General features: G+C 71.4%; 13 protein-coding genes. 5 read left to right on the top strand and 8 right to left on the bottom strand.

Features of this window, described 5'->3' with window-relative positions:
• Positions 1-52: 52 nt before the first annotated feature.
• A complete protein-coding gene (locus tag ACIA5F_RS08050) occupies positions 53-3,364 on the bottom strand; it encodes a hypothetical protein (protein ID WP_399350381.1) in 3,312 nt (1,103 codons plus the stop codon).
• The gene (locus ACIA5F_RS08045; protein ID WP_399350379.1) at positions 3,343-4,461 is read right to left on the bottom strand and encodes a hypothetical protein; all 1,119 of its coding nucleotides are present in this window, start codon (positions 4,459-4,461) and stop codon (positions 3,343-3,345) included. The genes ACIA5F_RS08050 and ACIA5F_RS08045 overlap by 22 nt, the downstream gene beginning before the upstream one ends.
• Positions 4,462-4,464: 3 nt before the next feature.
• Between ACIA5F_RS08045 and ACIA5F_RS08040 the strand changes: the two genes are divergently transcribed.
• Positions 4,465-5,373, top strand: a complete 909-nt coding sequence (locus tag ACIA5F_RS08040) for a serine/threonine protein kinase (protein ID WP_399350377.1) — start codon at positions 4,465-4,467, stop codon at positions 5,371-5,373.
• On the opposite strand, the gene ACIA5F_RS08035 is transcribed toward ACIA5F_RS08040, so the two are convergent.
• On the bottom strand, positions 5,346-8,099 hold the full coding sequence (locus ACIA5F_RS08035) for an ATP-binding protein (protein WP_399350375.1): 2,754 nt from the start codon (positions 8,097-8,099) through the stop codon (positions 5,346-5,348). The two genes, ACIA5F_RS08040 and ACIA5F_RS08035, sit on opposite strands and share 28 nt — an antisense overlap.
• Positions 8,100-8,400: 301 nt before the next feature.
• Here ACIA5F_RS08035 and ACIA5F_RS08030 point away from each other — a divergent pair, with 301 nt between their 5' ends.
• The 4 genes from ACIA5F_RS08030 (at position 8,401) to ACIA5F_RS08015 (ending at position 10,295) form a co-directional block, all read left to right on the top strand.
• Positions 8,401-8,550 (top strand): hypothetical protein, encoded by a 150-nt coding sequence (locus ACIA5F_RS08030; RefSeq protein WP_399350373.1) that lies wholly within the window; start codon positions 8,401-8,403, stop codon positions 8,548-8,550.
• Positions 8,551-8,669: 119 nt separating this feature from the next.
• A complete protein-coding gene (locus ACIA5F_RS08025; RefSeq protein WP_399350371.1) occupies positions 8,670-9,419 on the top strand; it encodes a hypothetical protein in 750 nt (249 codons plus the stop codon).
• Complete coding sequence (locus ACIA5F_RS08020; RefSeq protein WP_399350369.1) at positions 9,416-9,727, top strand: helix-turn-helix domain-containing protein; 312 nt, start codon at positions 9,416-9,418, stop codon at positions 9,725-9,727. Before ACIA5F_RS08025 ends, ACIA5F_RS08020 begins: the two co-directional genes overlap by 4 nt.
• Before the next feature lie 205 nt (positions 9,728-9,932).
• On the top strand, positions 9,933-10,295 hold the full coding sequence (locus ACIA5F_RS08015) for a hypothetical protein (protein WP_399350367.1): 363 nt from the start codon (positions 9,933-9,935) through the stop codon (positions 10,293-10,295).
• A gap of 39 nt (positions 10,296-10,334) precedes the next feature.
• Here ACIA5F_RS08015 and ACIA5F_RS08010 read toward each other — a convergent pair whose 3' ends face one another.
• The 5 genes from ACIA5F_RS08010 to lpdA all read right to left on the bottom strand — a co-directional run bounded on the left by ACIA5F_RS08010 (position 10,335) and on the right by lpdA (position 18,104).
• Positions 10,335-10,853, bottom strand: coding sequence for a DUF4240 domain-containing protein (locus ACIA5F_RS08010; protein WP_399350365.1), 519 nt, complete (start codon positions 10,851-10,853; stop codon positions 10,335-10,337).
• A gap of 120 nt (positions 10,854-10,973) precedes the next feature.
• Positions 10,974-13,670, bottom strand: coding sequence for a pyruvate dehydrogenase (acetyl-transferring), homodimeric type (gene aceE, locus ACIA5F_RS08005; protein WP_399350363.1), 2,697 nt, complete (start codon positions 13,668-13,670; stop codon positions 10,974-10,976).
• 337 nt (positions 13,671-14,007) lie between these two features.
• On the bottom strand, positions 14,008-14,631 hold the full coding sequence (locus ACIA5F_RS08000) for a GntR family transcriptional regulator (protein ID WP_399350788.1): 624 nt from the start codon (positions 14,629-14,631) through the stop codon (positions 14,008-14,010).
• Positions 14,632-14,834: 203 nt separating this feature from the next.
• The gene (sucB, locus tag ACIA5F_RS07995; RefSeq protein WP_399350361.1) at positions 14,835-16,622 is read right to left on the bottom strand and encodes a 2-oxoglutarate dehydrogenase, E2 component, dihydrolipoamide succinyltransferase; all 1,788 of its coding nucleotides are present in this window, start codon (positions 16,620-16,622) and stop codon (positions 14,835-14,837) included.
• Between the two features lie 93 nt (positions 16,623-16,715).
• Entirely contained in the window at positions 16,716-18,104 is a 1,389-nt protein-coding gene (lpdA, locus tag ACIA5F_RS07990; protein ID WP_399350359.1) for a dihydrolipoyl dehydrogenase, read from the bottom strand.
• Positions 18,105-18,172 lie beyond the last annotated feature (68 nt).

Here is an 18,172-nt window from a genome sequence, read left to right as displayed (position 1 = left end):
GCCGCTGTCCCGTGAAGGGGCGGCGGCTTCGCCGTGTGCGGACCCGGTGCCGTCACCGCGGGTCACGACTACCGTCCAGATAGCGGTTCAGCATGCTCCACAACGGGCCGTAGAGGGCCTGCGCGACGTGCCGGTCGTGCGGGTCCGTCCCCGTACCAGGGGTGAAGTACGGGGCAAGGACTTCGAGCATGCTCCGCAGGCGGCTCGACTCCGCCGTGTCCCGCTCCCGGGGAACCCGGTGCCTGCCCGGCGCGAAGGCCGGATCGACGAGGACCACGTGAACGGGCTCGCCCCCGTCCTGGGCCAGGCCGATGGCCTGGGACATCAGGACGATCAGGTCCCAGCTGACCGACGGACGGTCCTCACCGAGGACACTCCAGGCGTCGCCCCGGTGGAGCGCCCGCCGCCATGTGTTCTCGGCCCGTCGCCGCACGTCGAGCGCGGCCCCGTCGAGCCCGGCACCGGCACGGACCCAGGTGGCGAAGTCACCGCCGGCGGTGGCCCGCACGATCCAGTCGTTGACCGTGCTCACCGCGACACCGAGATCCCGGGGGTGGTGATGGGGACAGCCGAGGAAGTACACGGCACCGAACGCCCCGGTACCGCCACCGTTGAGGACGCGGTGCCGTGGGTCCAGGGCCGTCAGCGGGGCGACGAGCACATCCGCGTCCCGGTCCTTGAACTCGGAGAGCTCACCGCGCAGCAGGACACGCGCCCGTTCCCCGTCCCCTTCGCAGACCGGCAGCTTGGTGTCGTCGCGCGCGAGCCGGAGCACCCTGCCGTGCCACCGTTCGCTCAGGCCGTGCAGCGTGTCGGCCACCAGTGCCGCCTCGTCGTAACTTCCCACGATCATGAGCAGGTGGTCCCGGCCTTCGGGCAACAGCATGAGCTGCCGCTCCAGGGGGCCGCCGTGTGCCGCACCCTCCGCCAGCCCGGCGCCCAGGACCGCCGTCATGTCCCGGAGGGCCGAGGAACGCTCGTCGGAACGGATCTCGCACGGGGGCGGGGCATTCTCGCCGCTCAGCTCGGGCTCGTCGCGCATGAGGCAGTCCGCCACCGGCGTGACCGGCTCGACGACCACACCGACCGGGGCCGACAGATGCGACCGGCTGGAGGTCCCCGCCCAGCCGGTGCCGGACATGAGCAGCACGTTGGTGCCGGGCAGCCCATCGGCCTCGGGCAGGTGCGGCAGACTGCCCAGCAGCTCCCTGCCCACGCCGTGACAGTGGACGAAACCGAGTTCACCGCTCGGGGCCGCGCGGCCGTCGAAGCGGAAGCCGAGCAACTCGCCCATCGGTGACGCGGGCACCAGGGGCCGGAAGTCCACCGGACTGGTGGAGAGCGGGTTGAACCCCGCACGGATCGACGGCTCCGCGTGCGGCCACACGTCCATGAGCAGGGCGAGCCGCGACTCAAGGGCGCTGAGCAGGAGGAAGAGCTCGAAACGGGCGGTGAACGCACCCGGCCTGGCCGCCGACCGGTGATTCTCCGCTGCCCCCGAGGCGAAGATCCGGTCCGTGACCCGGCCGAGCCGGGCATGGGTGTTGCGAGGGTCCCCGGTGTGGATCAGCTCGCTCAGCAGGACGGTCAGCTCGGAGCCGGTGGCATCGGACTCGGGAGGCCTGAGGTCCCCGAAGGGGTCCTTGCGGAATTCGTCCAGCCGGTCGAAGAGCCGTTGCCGTTCCTGGTCCCCGATGTGCGAAGCGGCGGCGTCGTCGCCCCGGACGCACCGCGGGTGGCGTTCCTCCACCAGCCCCAGCTGGACGCTCCGGGCGCTGAAACAGTCACCGTCGACACCGGCGTCGATGGCGGGCCGCCCTGCCAGCAGCCCGTGGAGTTTCTCCGCGACGATCTGGCTGGTGTCGAGCGCACCCGCCCAGATCTCCACGTGCCGGTCCGCCGGTTCTGGCCGTCCGTTCTCCAGCAGGGCCCGGCGCTTGCGCTCCCGGAGCTCCTCCAGGAACGGGCGCCGCCCGCCGACGAGCGACCGCGCGGGGGCGAAGGCCCGGTCCAGTGCCTGCTGGGCCCGGTCGGCGTTGTCGACGAGCACGAGGTCACTGCGTCGGCACGCCAGCTCCAGGAGCCGCACGTCCGCGGAGTTCTGCACCGGAGAGGGCGAGACCTCCAGGAGGCCGGACAGCGTGGCGACCCAGATGTCCGCGCCGACCAGCGCACGGGTCGCCCGGTGCCGTGGGCACGCCGACCAGAACGGGCAGCTCCGCTCCTCGCCGCCGCTCTCCCCGCCGCTCGCGGACCGCAGCCCGCAACAGGGCGCGTCCCCGAACGCCAGGGACGTGTCCGCGCCGGGATCGGTACGCAGCTCGTTCATCACGCACGAGGTACTGAGGTAGTCGAGGGCGGAGTCGGACGCCGTGATCAGGCGGGGCTCACCCCGGCCCAGCTCCTTGCGGTGCAGCCTGTCGATGTGCCACGCCACACCCGGTGGGGCGATCACCGGCGCGGCGGCCCGCCGTCCGGCGTACGTGTTGTAGAGCCGTACCAGGCGCAGCGCTTCGCTCTCCTCGCCGACGATCACGGTGACCCGCCCCACACGGGCTCTGGCCATGTATACGGCGATGACGTCCCGAAGCGTCTGCCGTGCGGCCCGTTCGCGGCCCACCAGGTGCTGGAGTCCCTCGACCGTGAGTTCTTCCGCCGGGGAGAACCCGCTGCCGGTACGGGTGGAGATGCGGATGCCGCGCAGTCGGCCGACCCATCCGGCGGGGTGTTCGGCATCCATCCCGGCCGCGGTACGAAGGAGTTCTCCGTACGTGAAGCGCACGGCTCCCCGCCTGGCGCGGGCCAGGCCCAGGTCGTGCCCGGTGGATGCCGGGAGGTCCAGGACGGGCAGCTCCACGCGCGCGGCGGTCCTGCCGGTCGTGAACGTGTGGGCGCCCGCGGTCGCGGGCAGCAGGCGCCGCTGTGCGAACGGTGGCGCCTGTTCCAGCAGCCGCCGGTACACGGCCCACCGGCCGGTGGCCGTACCGAGAACCGGACGGCGTGCGGGAGGCTGGTCCATTGCGGGAACCTCGTACCCGCGCAGTCCGGCCGGTGCCTTCTGGTAGGAGTTCAGGGCATTGTGCCAGGCGGAGCGCTCCTGGAACGGCCAGAGTGTCTGGCGGGCCGTGCGGAGCACAGCCTCGGCACCGGGGTCGAGCGAAGCCGACCAGACCCGGGCGAAGGGGTGTCCACCGAAGAGCACCCAGCCCGCCACGACGGATGTTCCGGGCAGCAGCGTTTCGAGAAGCAGCAGACCGGTCTCCACCCGGCACAGCTCCTCCAACTGCGTCCGGTCCAGACGGTGTCCTGGATGTGCGGCGAGTTCGTCCACCACCGGACGGGTCACTGGTGCGATGTCACGCATGGGGCTCCTTCTGAGCTGTGGTGGGAGAGCGGCGCCGGACGGCCGAGTCCGGCAGGGCTGGTGAGCCGTACGCGGGGGACGGCGGCCACGTCGAGGCACGACTCGAACGCCTCCCGGAAGCCGGGTCGGCGGATGTGGTGGTCGGGAACGGCCACGATCAGCGTTCCGTCGACGTGCGAGAGGAGTTCGGACACCCGTGCCGCCAGCAGCCCGGGGTGCTTCCGGTCGTACACGCCCAGCAGACGGGGCTCCTGGCCGGCCGGTGAGGTCAGGCGGAAGAGGCTCCGTGCGGGTTCGTGCGGTTCCACCGTGACTCCGTGCACGGTCAGGCCCGTCAGAACGGCCCGCTCGGTGGGCGCGGTCAGACAGAGGAACGTGCGCAGCGCCGGATCGAGCAGCAGGGCGCCGTCCGGCGCCGTGTCCACCCGTGGCGGCGGGAGCTCGGTGGCGCAGTCCTCCCGTTCGCACGGGACGGACGGAGCGTTCCGTCCGCTCCCACCGGTCGGCCGGTGCGCGGGGAGTCCGCAGCCGGTGCACAGCAATTGCCCCGTACCGGCAGGGGAGTAGACCCTGCGGACCTGCTCCCACACCCGGGGGTCGCCGCCCCGGCCGTCAGGGACGACCGGGTGGGTGAGGAGGAAGGACCGGCACTCCCGGAACAGTGAGGGCGTCGGACAGCGGGCTTCGATGTGTGCCATCAGCCGGTTCGCCCGCTGCTCCACCAGACCGTGCCGACCGTACGACGCGAGCTCGGCACAGGTACGGGTCGGGACGCCGGTCTCCGGCACCAGCAGCCGGGCCTCCGGAGGCACCAGCCGGGACGGCGGGCGGACCGGGAACTGCCCGATCGTGCGGTGCCTGCACCAGCCGACGAGCGCGGGCAGGTTCTCCGGCGGCTCCACGCTGTGGGCCATGCAGTACAGCACGACCCGGTCGAGCGCGGACTGCGCTTCGCGCGGGTACGGCAGGGCGAAGGCATGGGGCAGCCACGACCGGGAAAGGATGACCAGGGCCCTGGCCAGCAAGGCCAGGATTTCCATGGCGGACTGGGTGCCTTCCTGCGGCTGGCCGGTGGTGACGGCGGCGTCAAGGGGCAAAGGGTGACCCTCCTGGGGGTGGTGTGCGTGCGCGGTGAGGTCGTCGGCGATCGGTTCAAGGTGTACGAGCAGGTGACAACGGCCGGTCAGGGAGAGCTGTACAGCGCTTTCGAGGACGGGACGGGGCGGAAGGTCGCGGTGAAACTCCAACTGCCCAGGGCATTCGAGGAGACGTCCGAGTACGGACTCGACGCGCGGGACATGAAGGACGAAGCGGTGCGGGGCGTCCGGCTGGCCGGACCGGGCATTCCCGAGATCTACTGGCACGGGCCCTACGACAACCGGTACTGCATCGTCATGGAGTATCTGGAAGGGCCGACCCTGGCCGAGGCCCTGGCGCGGCGCCGGCCGGTGAAGACGCCCACCGTGGCCGCCGTCGTCGGCAGGCTCTGCGAGATCCTCGGCCGGGTGCACGGGGAGGGGCTCGTGCACCGTGATGTCAAACCGTCGAACGTGATGCTGGAATCTCCGCGGGGCCGGGTGAAGCTCCTGGACCTCGGATACGCGGAACGGGCCGGCCGGCTGCCGTACAGGACGGCGGGTACCGTCGGCTGGATGGCCCCCGAGCAGTTCGACGCGCGCGTGGTGGTGACACCGGCCTCGGACATCTTCGCCCTCGGATGCCTGATCCTGGACATGACGGTGATGACGCTTCCCTACGGCGCGGGGCCGGGCCGCCCGGAGCGGAGCGCACCGGTTCTCCCCGCCGACCGCCTGGCAGCCCTGCCCGGGGATCTGCGGGACCTGGCCCTCGCCATGGTGTCCTGGGCGCCGGGAGATCGGCCCGGTTCCGCGAAGGAGGTGCTCGACGCGCTCGCGCCGGTACTGCCGACTCCGGGGAGCCCGCCCCCGGCCAGGCCCCTGGACCCCGATCCGACCACGGGCTACCGGCTGGCCGGCCGGTCCTGCTGAACCGTGTCGTGGTCCTGGATGCGGCCTTCCAGGTTACGGGCCCTGCGCAGGGACTGCCGTACCTCGGCCAGGCTTCCGGACCGTAGCTGTACCCGGCCCAGCAGGCGGAGCGTCCGGGCTTCGCGGGGCCAGTAGTCCAGGGAGCGGTAGAGCTTCACCGCCGCCGCGTAGGCGGCGGCGGCCGGCCGGAGGTCTCCTCCGGCCGCATGGACATCGCCGATGGTGACGAACACGTTGGCCTGGCTGCTGCGGTCCGTCGTCGTCACGAAACTGTCCTGTGCCGCCGTCGCGTGCGCCAGGGCTTCGGCCCGGTCCCCCCGGTCCAGTGCCAGCCGGGCCATGCCGTTCAGGGCGCTCCCCGCGCCCAGCGGGTCGTCGAGCTCCCGGAAGACGGCGAGGGCCCGTACGAACTGCTCCCGTGCCTCGTCGGGGAGCCCTTGCTTGCGCCGCACCCCGGCGAGCATGTTCAGGGACAGGGCAAGGCTCATCCGGTCCTCCGCCGAGGACTGCCGCTCGCTCAGCGCGATCGCGTGCCCGAGGTGGGCGGCGGCCACCGGCAGCCGGTCCCGGTCCTGGTTCCAGTAGCAACCGGCGAGCATCCGGTGGACCATCGCCCGTTCGCCGGCGTTCGTGATGTCCTGGGAGGTGGCGAGCACGTCCGTGAGGTTGCGGGCCGCTTCCTCGTACCGGCTCCTGCGCCACTGGTAGGTCACGAGGGCCATGGACAGGAGCCATACGGTGCGCACGTCACCGGCCTCACGGGCCAGTTCGAGCACCGCGCGGGCGGTCTCGTACTCCGAGTCGAGACAGAGCATGGCCGCCTTCTCGCTCCCGGGGGTGTCGGTCCTGATGTCCGGCCGGTCCGCGACCGGCAGGTGACGGCCCCGGACCAGGACCCGGTCACAGGCCCACACCTGGTGCAGCATGTGGTCGCAGATCCGTCGTACGGTGCGGGCGCGGACGGCCTCGCCCAGGGGCGGGGTGAGCTCCCGGGCGTAGATCCGGATCAGGCCGTGCAGGGTGAGGCGTTCGGCGGTGCGTTCCAGGAGACTGGCCGCGGTCAGTTCGTCTGCGGCCCGGCCGGGGTCGGCGATGCCTGCCGCCGGGCCGAGGTCGAGGAGCGCGTGCCATCCGATGGAGGGGCCGGGGTGGACGGCCAGCTGCCGCAGCAGCAGGGCGGCGGGTTCCGAAAGGTGCCGGTAGGAACAGTCGAAGGCGAGCCGGACACTGACCTGCTCACCGTCCGACGATGTCAGCGCGTCCAGTGCGGCCCGGCCGTCGCGCAGTTCGCCGACCAGGATGCGCAGATCGGCCAGCGGGCGGTTGCGGATGCGGCCGGCGACGATGGTGAGTGCCAGGGGGAGCCGGTCGCAGAGGTCGACCAGTTCATGGACGAGTTGTTCCGCGAGCCGCGGGTTCCCGGCCCCGTGCTCCCGGCTGACGGCCTGGTGGAGCAGGGCGGCGGCGTCGGCCCGGTCGAGCGGTGTGATGCGCATGCTGTGTGCCTCCTCGCCGTCACAGACGCCCCGCAGGGCGTTGCGACTGGTCACGATGGTGGCGCTGGTACCTGATCCCGGCAGGAGCGGAATGAGTTGCTCCGAATTTCGGGCGTTGTCCAGGACGACGAGTACCGAGCGCTCTGCCAGTGCGGACCGGTAGGCGCAAATCTTGCCGTTCAATGTTGCTGGAACGGGTTCGACACCGAGCGCGTCGAGGAACCCGGCCAGGACGTCCTCGGGGTCGGCTCCCTCGGCACGGCCCACCGTGTACCCGTGGAGGTCCTGGTACAGAGTGCCGCCGGGGAAGCGGGACTCGCAGCGGGCGGCGATGCGCAGGAGCAGGGCGGTCTTGCCCACGCCGGGGAGGCCGCTCAGCAGCACGATCCGCCGACGGTGTTTCTGGCCACCGGTGAGCAGGGACCTCATCTCTCGCAGTTCCGCGCCGCGTCCGGTGATCGGCCGGCCGGTCGGCGGGAGCTGGCGGGGGACCCGGGGCCGGCTGCCGCGGCCGTCCGGGCGTCGGCCGGCGGGCTGTTCGCGGGCGTAGTAGTTGATGGTGGCCCGCAACTGGGCGCCGGGTGTTCCGTGCCGGGCGGTCCACTCTGCGATCTCCTGCCTGACCTCCGACGTCCTGCGGCAGGAGGCGAGCGCCTCCACCCGGAGCCCGAACAGGTCCTGGTCGCCCGGCCACAGGGCCAGCAGCCGTTCGGTGTCGTCCAGCACGGCCGGCACGTCGTTCGTGGCGAGCTCGGCCCGGAGACACGCGAGCCACGCCCGGTGCCGCTCGTCGTCCAGTCGTGACCGTTCCTTGCGGAACAGGTCGGCAGGCAGGTGCCGGAGGGCGCCGCCGTCGTCGCACAGGCGGAGCACGTCGCGGAGCCGGCGAGCGAGGTCGGCACTGTCCGGTGGGCTCTGCCGGTCCGCGACGACATCGCGCAGGTGTGCCAGGTCGACGCGGTCCCTGGGCACCTTCAGCGAGCAGACCTGGTCATGACTGGTCACTTCGACATCCGGCAGGGCCTTGCGCAGTTGCTTCAGGCACGTCCGGAACGCCGCATTGCTGGGTGGTTCTCCCAGCCATGCCAGGTTCTGGAGCTGGGAGTGCGGCCCTTGCAGACCGGGGGAGATCAGGAGGGCGGTGAGCAGCCTCGTCTGCAGAGGGCTCGTGAGGAGAGCGGGCCAGGCGGTGAAGAAGGCATCGCGGGGCCCGAGTACCCGGAATTTCATGGAGGTTCCTTCGAATGCTCTCGCCGGCGGTGCGGCGTATCAGCGAAACACCTTCAGGATCATGGCACTTGACCTCGCCTTTCATGCCCGCATTTCAGGTATGGCGATTAATGGCCCTCCCGCCTCACGCCTGCCTCACGCCTGGCTCACGCGCGGCCGTCCGCGCCTCTCACCGGGGCTGGCAGCATCGGTCGAGTCGAGAACGGGACGGCCGACGAAGGCCCGTTCCTTTTCGGCTCTCTTGCGAATATTCAGACGGGTGTTCGCATTCTGGTGAATCGAAAAGAGAAGGAGTCCTTTCATGGTGAAGCCGAAGAAGACCGTCCGCGGACGCCCGATGCCGACCCGCTCGGACTGCTCCCCGCGCCGTGCGCAGCCGTCGGCCCCGCGAGCGGGCGGTGTCGTCCCGGCAGGAGACACCCCGGCCGGCGGACGGCCGGACCAGGGCTGACCGGAGCCCGATACCGCCGGGTGCCCGCCGGGACGGCGGGCACCCGGCCCCTGCCCCCTCCTTTGCCTCCTTTGCGGGCATCCGAGCATCCGAGCATCCGAGCTGTGAGGAGCACTTCCATGGCACTACTCCGCTGGAACGGCGTGCACGAAGCCATCGAGGAACACGTCACCCGCACCGCGTTCTTCCGGCAGACCTGCCTCCTCGTCCCCCTCGGTACGGAGCGGGTCTCCGTGCTGCCGCAGGAAGCCCGTGGCGTGGTCTACGGCCCGCGGGCCGACGACCCGCTCCGCGCGGCGCTCTGGCAGCTGGTGATCCACAGCGCCCACGAGGAACGCGCCCCCTCGGAACACTGGCGCATGTTCGCGATCTGGCTCGCCGCCCCCGGCCTTCGGCGCACCGCCCACCGCGTCGCGGCGCGCATGCGCGCCGACCGCAAGGACGTGGAGGGCGAACTGCTCCTGGGCCTGCTGGAGGAGATCCGCGACTGTGACCCGCAGAGCCCGGCCGCGATCGGCCGTGTCCTGCGGGCGGTCCACGGACGGGCCTGGTCGTACGCCCGGTCCACGTCGGTGGAGAGGGTCGTGGCGGAAGTCTCCGAGGAACGGGCGTCGTGGGACCCGTTGCGCGGCCGGGGCGACGCCGGACCGGAGACCCCCCGGGAACCGGAGGTCCCGCCCCCGCCTGCCCCGCCCGAATTCCCGGCCCCGCTGCGGTGCGCGGGGTCGGCGACCCGGAGGGAGGGCGAGCGGCTCGGGGTACTGGCCGAGCACCTGGACCTGGAGGACCTGGTGTTCCGGGCGAGGCGCCCGGGGACCGGCCGACGCATCGGCACGCTCGCTCTCCGCGCCCCCGGAGGCGCCCGGTGAGCACACGTCAGGAATCCGCACTCACCTTCGCGGAAGCGTTCGTCCTGCCGCTCTCCGTCGACCTGCGTACGGCAGCCCGCGCCTTCGGCATGTGTATCGCGACGGCCTACAAGCTGGTGCGCGAGGGAGGGTTTCCCTGCTCCGTGGTCAAGGTGGGCCGCAAGTACCGCGTGCCCACCGCGGACCTGATGCGCAGCCTCGGCATCGAGGAGATGCCGGTGTACGCGAGCGACGTACGCTCCGGCGCGGACTGGGCGGCCGGGGAGCGGGTGCCCGAAGGAGGGGCTCAACTGCTCTTCGACTTCTGACCGGCATCTCACGGTCGCCGGACCGGACCGGACCGGACCGGACCGGACCTCGGATTCGGGCCGGGTCATGGCTGGCGGCAGGCTTTTACCGTTCTCCGGGGGGAACGGTGGAAGGCCCGCTGCTTTTGACAGCGGGGCGGGGGCGGGTGAGGGTGGGAAGGGCTTCACGTCCTGTTCCGCGAGCTATGTTCGGAGGTGCATGAGAATGCGCCGCAGGATCGTTGCGACCGTCATCGCCGGCGCCGCCGGGATCACCCTCGGCCTGCTGCCGGCCGGCAGCGCCTTCGCCTCGGACGGCCCGTGGCACGGCTCCGGCTACTCCCAGAGCCGGTACCACTCCCACGGGGACGACTGCTGCGGTGACAACTCCGGCTGGAACGACCGCCACAGCGGGTGCTGGTACGACGACGGCTGGTACGACTCGGGCTGGAACGACTGCTGCGGCAACTCGGGCTGGAACGACCCGAACTGGCACCACTCCGGCTGGGACGACTCGGGCCGCAACCACTGGGACGGCGACTGGGCCGGCTGGAACCACGGGGACGGCTGGTACCACGGCGGCCACTGAGGGCCCACCCGCGCACCCACCCCCACCCGGGCGCCCCGCTCAGTCCCGGAAGCGGTCCCAGAGGTGGGGGAAGCGTTCCGACAGGACGGCCTCGTCCTCGAAGTCCAGCGGGGTGCCCACCGGCTCCGGCGGGGGGAGCGGGAGACCCAGGTCCGGGGTCTCCGCGCCGGTCAGCCGCTCGTACGCCTCGTCGGCCGCGTACCCCAGCTCCTCGCCGTCGCCGTCGATCTCCTCGTCGAACTCGTCCAGCAGCTCCGCCAGCGCGTCCGGGTCGTGGACGCCGCCCTCGAAGACCTCCCGGCCCTGGCCGATCAGCCAGCAGCGGAAGTAGTCGAAGGCGTCGTCGCTGGCCCCGTCGAGCAGTACCCACGCGGCGCCCCACAGGTCCCAGGTGTACGACCGGTTGTACCGCGACTCGAAGTGCCGGGCGAAGTCCACGACGGAGTCCGGGTCGAGCTGCGCCAGCCGCTCCACGAGCAGCTCGGCGTGCTCCTCGGGGTCGCCCTCGGCGTCCTCGCGGGTACGGTCGACGATCTCCCAGAACTCCGTCTCGTCCATCACCGCTCCAGCATCACGGGTCCGCCACCGGGCCGCCACCGCGCTGACGGCGAAAGGCCGGTGTCCGCCCCCCCGGTGAGGGGGTCGGACACCGGCCTTTCGACCTACGGGGACGGCCGGTCAGAGGCCGTAGCGCTCCCGGGCCTCCTTGACGGTGGAGGCCGCGACCTCACCGCGGCGGGCGAGCTGGGCCAGCGCGGCCACCACGATCGACTGCGCGTCGACACCGAAGTGGCGACGGGCGCCCGCACGGGTGTCGGACAGGCCGAAACCGTCCGTGCCCAGCGAGGTCCAGTCCTGCTCCACCCACTGGCTGATCTGGTCCGGGACCTGACGCATCCAGTCCGAGACGGCCAGGACCGGACCGGCGGCGCCCTCCAGCGCGCGGGTGACGTACGGGGTGCGCACCTCGCCGCGCAGCAGCGCCTCGTCGCACTCCAGCGCCTCGCGCCGCAGCTCGCCCCAGGAGGTGGCGGACCAGACGTCGGCGGCCACGTTCCAGTCGGCGGCGAGCGTGCGCTGCGCCTCCAGGATCCAGTGGATCGCCGTGCCCGAGGCCATCAGCTGGATCTTCGGGGCGCCCGCCGCGGGGGCGGCCTCCGCCAGGTCGGCCGCCGTGTTGAAGCGGTACAGCCCCTTGAGGATGCCCTCCTCGACGCCCTCGGGCATCGCGGGCTGAACCTTCGGCTCGTTGTAGACCGTCAGGTAGTAGAAGACGTCCGAGTCCTCGCCCGGGGCGGTCTCGCCGTACATCCGGCGCAGACCGTCCTTGACGATCACCGCGATCTCGTACGCGAAGGCCGGGTCGTAGTTGAGCGACGCCGGGTTCGTGGAGGCGATCAGGTGCGAGTGGCCGTCCGCGTGCTGGAGGCCCTCGCCGGTGAGGGTCGTACGGCCGGCCGTGGCGCCGACGATGAAGCCCTTGCCGAGCTGGTCGGCGAGCTGCCACATCTGGTCGGCGGTGCGCTGCCAGCCGAACATGGAGTAGAAGATGTAGAACGGGATCATCGGCTCGCCGTGCGTCGCGTACGACGTACAGGCGGCGATGAAGTCGGCCATGGCGCCGGCCTCGGTGATCCCCTCGTTGAGGATCTGGCCGTCCTTGGCCTCCTTGTAGTACATCAGCTGGTCACGGTCGACCGGCTCGTACGTCTGGCCCAGCGGCGAGTAGATGCCGGCCGACGGGAAGAGGGACTCCATGCCGAAGGTGCGGGCCTCGTCGGGGACGATCGGCACCCAGCGCTTGCCGGTCTCCTTGTCCCGCATCAGGTCCTTGACGAGCCGGACGAAGGCCATGGTGGTGGCCATCTCCTGCTTGCCGGAGCCCTTGAGCAGCGGGGCGAAGGAACGGTCCGACGGGGCGGGCAGGGCCACGCGGTGGACCTTGCGGGCCGGGGCCGGGCCGCCGAGCGCCGCGCGCCGCTCGTTGAGGTAGCGGACCTCGGGGGAGTCCGCGCCGGGGTGGCCGTAGGGGACCTGGCCGTCGGCGAAGGCGCTGTCGGGGATCGGGAGTCCGAGCTTGTCGCGCATGCTCTTGAACTCGTCGGTCGTCAGCTTCTTCATCTGGTGGTTCGCGTTCTTCGACTCGAACCCGGCACCCAGCGTGTAGCCCTTGACGGTCTGCGCCAGGATGACCGTCGGCGCGCCCTTGTGCTCCAGGGCGGCCTTGTACGCGGCGTACACCTTGCGGGGCTCGTGGCCGCCGCGGGAGGTGTGGAAGCACTCGGCGATCTTCGCGTCGGAGAGCACGCCGGCCAGCTGCACCAGCGCGGGGTCCGCGCCGAAGAAGTGCTGGCGGATGTAGGCCACGTCACGGGTCGCGTACGTCTGGAACTGCGCGTCCGGGACCTCGCGTAGGCGGCGGACCAGGGCGCCCGTGGTGTCGAGCTGGAACAGCTCGTCCCAGGCGGAGCCCCACAGCGACTTGATGACGTTCCAGCCGGCGCCGCGGAACTGGGCCTCCAGCTCCTGGACCACGCGGAAGTTGGCGCGGACCGGACCGTCGAGGCGCTGCAGGTTGCAGTTGATGACGAAGGTCAGGTTGTCGAGCTGCTCGCGGGAGGCCAGGGCCAGGGCGGCGGTCGACTCGGGCTCGTCCATCTCGCCGTCGCCCAGGAAGGCCCAGACGTGCGAGTTGGCCGTGTCCTTGATGCTCCGGTTCTGCAGGTAGCGGTTGAAACGCGCCTGGTAGATCGCGGAGAGCGGGCCGAGACCCATGGAGACCGTCGGGAACTCCCACAGCCACGGCAGGCGCCGCGGGTGCGGGTAGGACGGCAGGCCGTTGCCGCCGGACTCCTGGCGGAAGTTGTCGAGCTGCTGCTCGGAGATCCGGCCGTCGAGGAAGGCGCGGGCGTAGATGCCGGGGGAGGCGTGGCCCTGGATGTAGAGCTGGTCGCCCGATCCGTCGGCCTCCTTCCCGCGGAAGAAGTGCTGGAAGCCGGTCTCGTACAGCCAGGCCGCCGAGGCGAAGGTGGCTATGTGGCCGCCGACGCCGTACTTGGAGCCGCGGGTCACCATGGCAGCCGCGTTCCAGCGGTTCCAGGCGGTGATCCTGGCCTCCATCTCCATGTCGCCGGGGAACTCGGGCTCCGCGGCGGTGGGGATGGTGTTGACGTAATCCGTCTCCAGCAGCTTCGGCAGCGCCAGGCCGGCGGCCTCGGCGTGCTGGAGCGTGCGGCGGAGCAGGTATTCGGCGCGGCGCGTACCGGCGGCCTGGGCGACGGCGTCGAGGGAGGCCGCCCATTCGGCGGTCTCCTCGGTGTCGCGGTCCGGGAGCTGATCGAGCTCGCTCGGAAGTTTTCCTACGGGGTCGGACATCGGTGTGCGCCGCCTTCCGGACAAAGGAGAGGTGGTGAAGAAATCCCTGACGGGCAGGACAGGGTCGTCGGACCCCAGGGGGGTCCACGAATGACTGTAAATCGCTGATCGATGATCGATCAAACGAAACGGACGAAGAAACGTCCATATGAAGAAAGTCGGCACCCCGTGCCAGGAAACAAGGCACCCAGTGCCGGGTAAATCGGTATAAAAGGGCGCGCGCTCAGAGGTGCCTGGAGGCGCTCAGGAGTGCTCGGACCGCAACTGGGCAGCGGCCGGACAGCAGCCGGGTGGCGGTCGGGCGGCAGCCGGGTGGCTCGGGTGACCGCCGGGCGGTTCAGGCGCGCGGGGCGCAGCCCAGGACGTGGCGCTTCACCAGCAGCCCGATGTCCGGATCTCGCTCCCGGAACGCCGCGACGAGGGCCGCGTGCTCCTCCGCGTAGGACTTCTGGACGGTGCCCAGCCAGCGGATGGACAGGGCCGTGAACACCTCGATGCCCAGGCTCTCCCAGGTGTGCAGCAGCACGCTGTTCCCGGCCGCCCGCACCAGTTCCCGGTGGAAACCCACCGTGTGCCGGACCTGCGCCGTGCCGTCGTCGCGCCGGTCGGCCTCCCACAGGGCGGCCACGTGCGGCTCCAGCGCCGCGCAGTCCGACGCCAGCGCCGGCGCGGCCAGCTCGGCCGCGATCTGCTCCAGCCCGGCCCGGACCGGGTAGATCTCCTCCAGGTCCGCCGCCGAGAGGTTCCGTACGCGGACGCCCTTGTTCGGCGCCGACTCGATCAGCCGCAGCGTCTCCAGCTCGCGCAGGGCCTCCCGTACGGGGGTCTGGCTGACCTCCAGCTCCACGGCGATCCGCCGCTCGACGATCCGCTCCCCGGGCTTCCAGCGTCCGCTGACGATCCCCTCCACGATGTGCTCGCGGATCTGCTCGCGCAGCGAGTGCACGACGGGTGGGGTGATCATCGACGCTTCATCTCCTGGGGCACGCGGTCCGATGCGTAGACCATACGGCGCGTGACCGCCGTCGCGATGCGTTCCCGGTGGTCGACCGGGAGTGAGGCTGGTTACAGGGCGGGCAACGACGGCGCCCCCGCCCGGAGGTGTTCCGGGCGGGGGCGCCGAGTGGAGCGGTGGCCTGGTCGGCCGGTGGGACGTGCCCGGCCTCAGAGGCCGAGCTCGACCTCGAACTCGCCGGCTTCGAGGATCGCCTTGACGGCCGAGAGGTACCGGGCCGCGTCCGCGCCGTCCACCAGACGGTGGTCGTAGGACAGGGTCAGGTACGTCATGTCGCGGATGCCGATGTTGGTGCCCTCGGCGGTCTCGATGACCACCGGGCGCTTGACCGTGGCACCGATGCCCAGGATGGCGACCTGGTTCGGGGGCACGATGACCGTGTCGAACAGCGCGCCGCGCGAGCCGGTGTTGCTGATGGTGAAGGTCGCGCCCGACAGCTCGTCCGGCGTGATCTTGTTGCCCCGGACCTTGGCGGCCAGATCGGCCGTGGCCTTGGAGATGCCCGCCAGGTTGAGGTCACCGGCACCCTTGATGACCGGGGTCATCAGGCCCTTCTCGGAGTCCACGGCGATGCCGATGTTCTCCGAGTCGAAGTAGGTGATGGTGCCCTCGTCCTCGTTGATCCGGGCGTTGACGACCGCGTGGGCCTTCAGCGCCTGGGCCGCGGCCTTGACGAAGAACGGCATCGGCGAGAGCTTGACGCCCTCGCGGGCCAGGAAGGAGCCCTTGGCCTTCTCGCGCAGCTTCATGATCTTGGTGATGTCCACCTCGACCACGGAGCTGAGCTGGGCCTGCGAGTGCAGGGCCTTCATCATGTTGTCGCCGATGACCTTGCGCATGCGGGTCATCTTGACCGTCTGACCGCGCAGCTCGGAGACCGCGACGGCGGCCTTGGCGGCCGGAGCGGCAGCGGCGGCGACCGGCGCCGGAGCGGCGGCGGCCTTGACGGCCTCGGCGGCGGCCAGGACGTCCTGCTTGCGGATGCGGCCACCGACACCGGTGCCCGAGACCGTGGACAGGTTCACGCCGGACTCCGTGGCGAGCTTGCGCACCAGCGGGGTCACGTACGCGCCCTCGTCCCCGGCGGACACCGCGGGGGCGGCGGCCGGAGCGGCGGGAGCCACGACCGGAGCCGGAGCCGCGACCGGGGCCACGGGAGCGGCCGGGGCGGCCACGGGGGCGGCCGGGGCCGGAGCGGCGACGACCGGAGCCGGAGCCGGAGCAGCCGGAGCCGCCACGGGGGCCGGAGCCGCCACGGGGGCCGGAGCCGGGGCCGCGGGAGCCGGGGCCGGAGCGGGGGCCGCGCCGGCCACACCGATGACGGCCAGACGGGCGCCGACCTCGGCGGTCCCGTCCTCGGGGACCAGGATCTCCAGCAGGGTGCCGGCGACCGGGGCGGGGATCTCGGTGTCGACCTTGTCGGTCGAGACCTCCAGCAGCGGCTCGTCGGCCTCGACCGACTCGCCGACCTGCTTCAGCCAGCGGGTGACGGTGCCTTCGGTGACGGACTCGCCCAGGGCGGGGAGCACGACATCGGTGCCGGAGGCGGCGGGTGCCTCGGCGGCGGGGGCCTCGACAACGGCCGGAGCCGGGGCCGGGGCGGCCTCGGCGACCGGAGCGGCGGCCGGAGCCGGGGCTGCCGGAGCGGCCACGGGGGCGGCCTCGGCGGCCGGGGCGGCGACCGGCTCCGGCGCGCCGGAGCCGTCGTCAATGACGGCCAGCTCGGCGCCGACCTCGACGGTCTCGTCCTCGGCGACCTTGATGGAGGCCAGGATGCCGGAGACGGGCGAGGGGATCTCGGTGTCGACCTTGTCGGTCGACACCTCCAGCAGCGGCTCGTCGGCCTCGACGCGCTCGCCCTCGGCCTTCAGCCAACGGGTGACAGTGCCCTCGGACACGCTCTCTCCGAGCGCCGGGAGGGTTACGGAAACCGGCATGGTTTCAGTTGCTCCTAACGGATGGGTTCCCCCGCCCGCGCACGGCGCTGAGGGCGGGGGAAGGTGCGGAAGTGGTCGTCGCGTCCGGGACGATCAGTCGTGGGAGTGAAGCGGCTTGCCGGCCAGGGCCAGGTGGGCCTCGCCGAGCGCTTCGTTCTGGGTCGGGTGCGCGTGGATGAGCTGCGCGACCTCGGCCGGCAGGGCCTCCCAGTTGTAGATCAGCTGGGCTTCGCCGACCTGCTCGCCCATCCGGTCACCGACCATGTGGACGCCGACCACGGCACCGTCCTTGACCTGGACGAGCTTGATCTCGCCCGCGGTCTTGAGGATCTTGCTCTTGCCGTTGCCCGCGAGGTTGTACTTCAGGGCCACGACCTTGTCCGCGCCGTAGATCTCCTTGGCCTTGGCCTCGGTGATGCCGACGGACGCGACCTCGGGGTGGCAGTACGTGACGCGCGGCACACCGTCGTAGTCGATCGGGACGGTCTTGAGACCGGCCAGACGCTCCGCGACCAGGATGCCCTCGGCGAAGCCGACGTGCGCGAGCTGGAGGGTCGGGACGAGGTCGCCGACGGCCGAGACGGTCGGCACGTTGGTCCGCATGTACTCGTCGACGAGCACGTAGCCGCGGTCCATCGCGACGCCCTGCTCCTCGTAGCCCAGGCCCTGGGAGACCGGGCCGCGGCCGATGGCGACCAGCAGCACCTCGGCCTCGAAGGTCTTGCCGTCGGCCAGCGTCACGCGGACGCCGGACTCGGTGTACTCGGCCTTGTCGAAGAAGGTGCCGAGGTTGAACTTGATCCCGCGCTTGCGGAACGCGCGCTCCAGGATCTTCGAGCTGTTCTCGTCCTCGACCGGAACGAGGTGCTTGAGGCCCTCGATGACGGTCACGTCGGTGCCGAAGGACTTCCACGCCGAGGCGAACTCGACGCCGATGACGCCGCCGCCCAGGATGATCGCGGACTCGGGCACGCGGTCCAGGACCAGCGCGTGGTCCGAGGAGATGATGCGGTTGCCGTCGATGTTCAGGCCCGGCAGCGACTTCGGCACGGAGCCGGTCGCCAGCAGGACGTGGCGGCCCTGGACGCGCCGGCCGTCCACGTCGACGGAGGTCGGCGAGGAGAGGCGGCCCTCACCCTCGATGTAGGTCACCTTGCGGGAGGCGACCAGGCCCTGCAGGCCCTTGTACAGGCCCGAGACGACCTCGTCCTTGTACTTGTGCACACCCGCGATGTCGATGCCCTCGAAGGATGCCTTGACACCGAACTGGGCGGCTTCGCGAGCCTGGTCGGCGACCTCGCCCGCGTGCAGCAGAGCCTTCGTGGGGATGCAGCCGTTGTGCAGGCAGGTGCCGCCGAGCTTGTTCTTCTCGATCAGGGCAACGTCCAGACCCAGCTGGGATGCGCGCAGAGCCGCGGCGTAACCGCCACTGCCACCGCCGAGGATCACTAGGTCGAAAACGGTGCTGGCGTCGTTCGCCACGTCACGTCCTCCATGCATGTGCGCCGGGCACCGGTCCTCTGTGACCGGGCGGCGGCTGGTAATCGGCC

The organism is Streptomyces sp. NPDC051567 (genome assembly GCF_044454165.1).
Classification (GTDB): domain Bacteria; phylum Actinomycetota; class Actinomycetes; order Streptomycetales; family Streptomycetaceae; genus Streptomyces.
The sequence above is the reverse complement of the archived record's forward strand: the minus strand, read 5'-3'. Positions and strand labels throughout refer to the sequence as shown.

What these genes read in the sequence shown, in the direction of transcription:
- ACIA5F_RS08050 (WP_399350381.1), bottom strand. Translation starts at nt 3,364, where the DNA reads ATGCGTGACATCGCACCAGTGACCCGTCCGGTGGTGGACGAACTCGCC.
- aceE (WP_399350363.1), bottom strand. Translation starts at nt 13,670, where the DNA reads ATGTCCGACCCCGTAGGAAAACTTCCGAGCGAGCTCGATCAGCTCCCG.
- ACIA5F_RS08010 (WP_399350365.1), bottom strand. Translation starts at nt 10,853, where the DNA reads ATGGACGAGACGGAGTTCTGGGAGATCGTCGACCGTACCCGCGAGGAC.
- ACIA5F_RS08030 (WP_399350373.1), top strand. Translation starts at nt 8,401, where the DNA reads ATGGTGAAGCCGAAGAAGACCGTCCGCGGACGCCCGATGCCGACCCGC.
- ACIA5F_RS08025 (WP_399350371.1), top strand. Translation starts at nt 8,670, where the DNA reads ATGGCACTACTCCGCTGGAACGGCGTGCACGAAGCCATCGAGGAACAC.
- ACIA5F_RS08015 (WP_399350367.1), top strand. Translation starts at nt 9,933, where the DNA reads ATGCGCCGCAGGATCGTTGCGACCGTCATCGCCGGCGCCGCCGGGATC.
- sucB (WP_399350361.1), bottom strand. Translation starts at nt 16,622, where the DNA reads ATGCCGGTTTCCGTAACCCTCCCGGCGCTCGGAGAGAGCGTGTCCGAG.
- ACIA5F_RS08035 (WP_399350375.1), bottom strand. Translation starts at nt 8,099, where the DNA reads ATGAAATTCCGGGTACTCGGGCCCCGCGATGCCTTCTTCACCGCCTGG.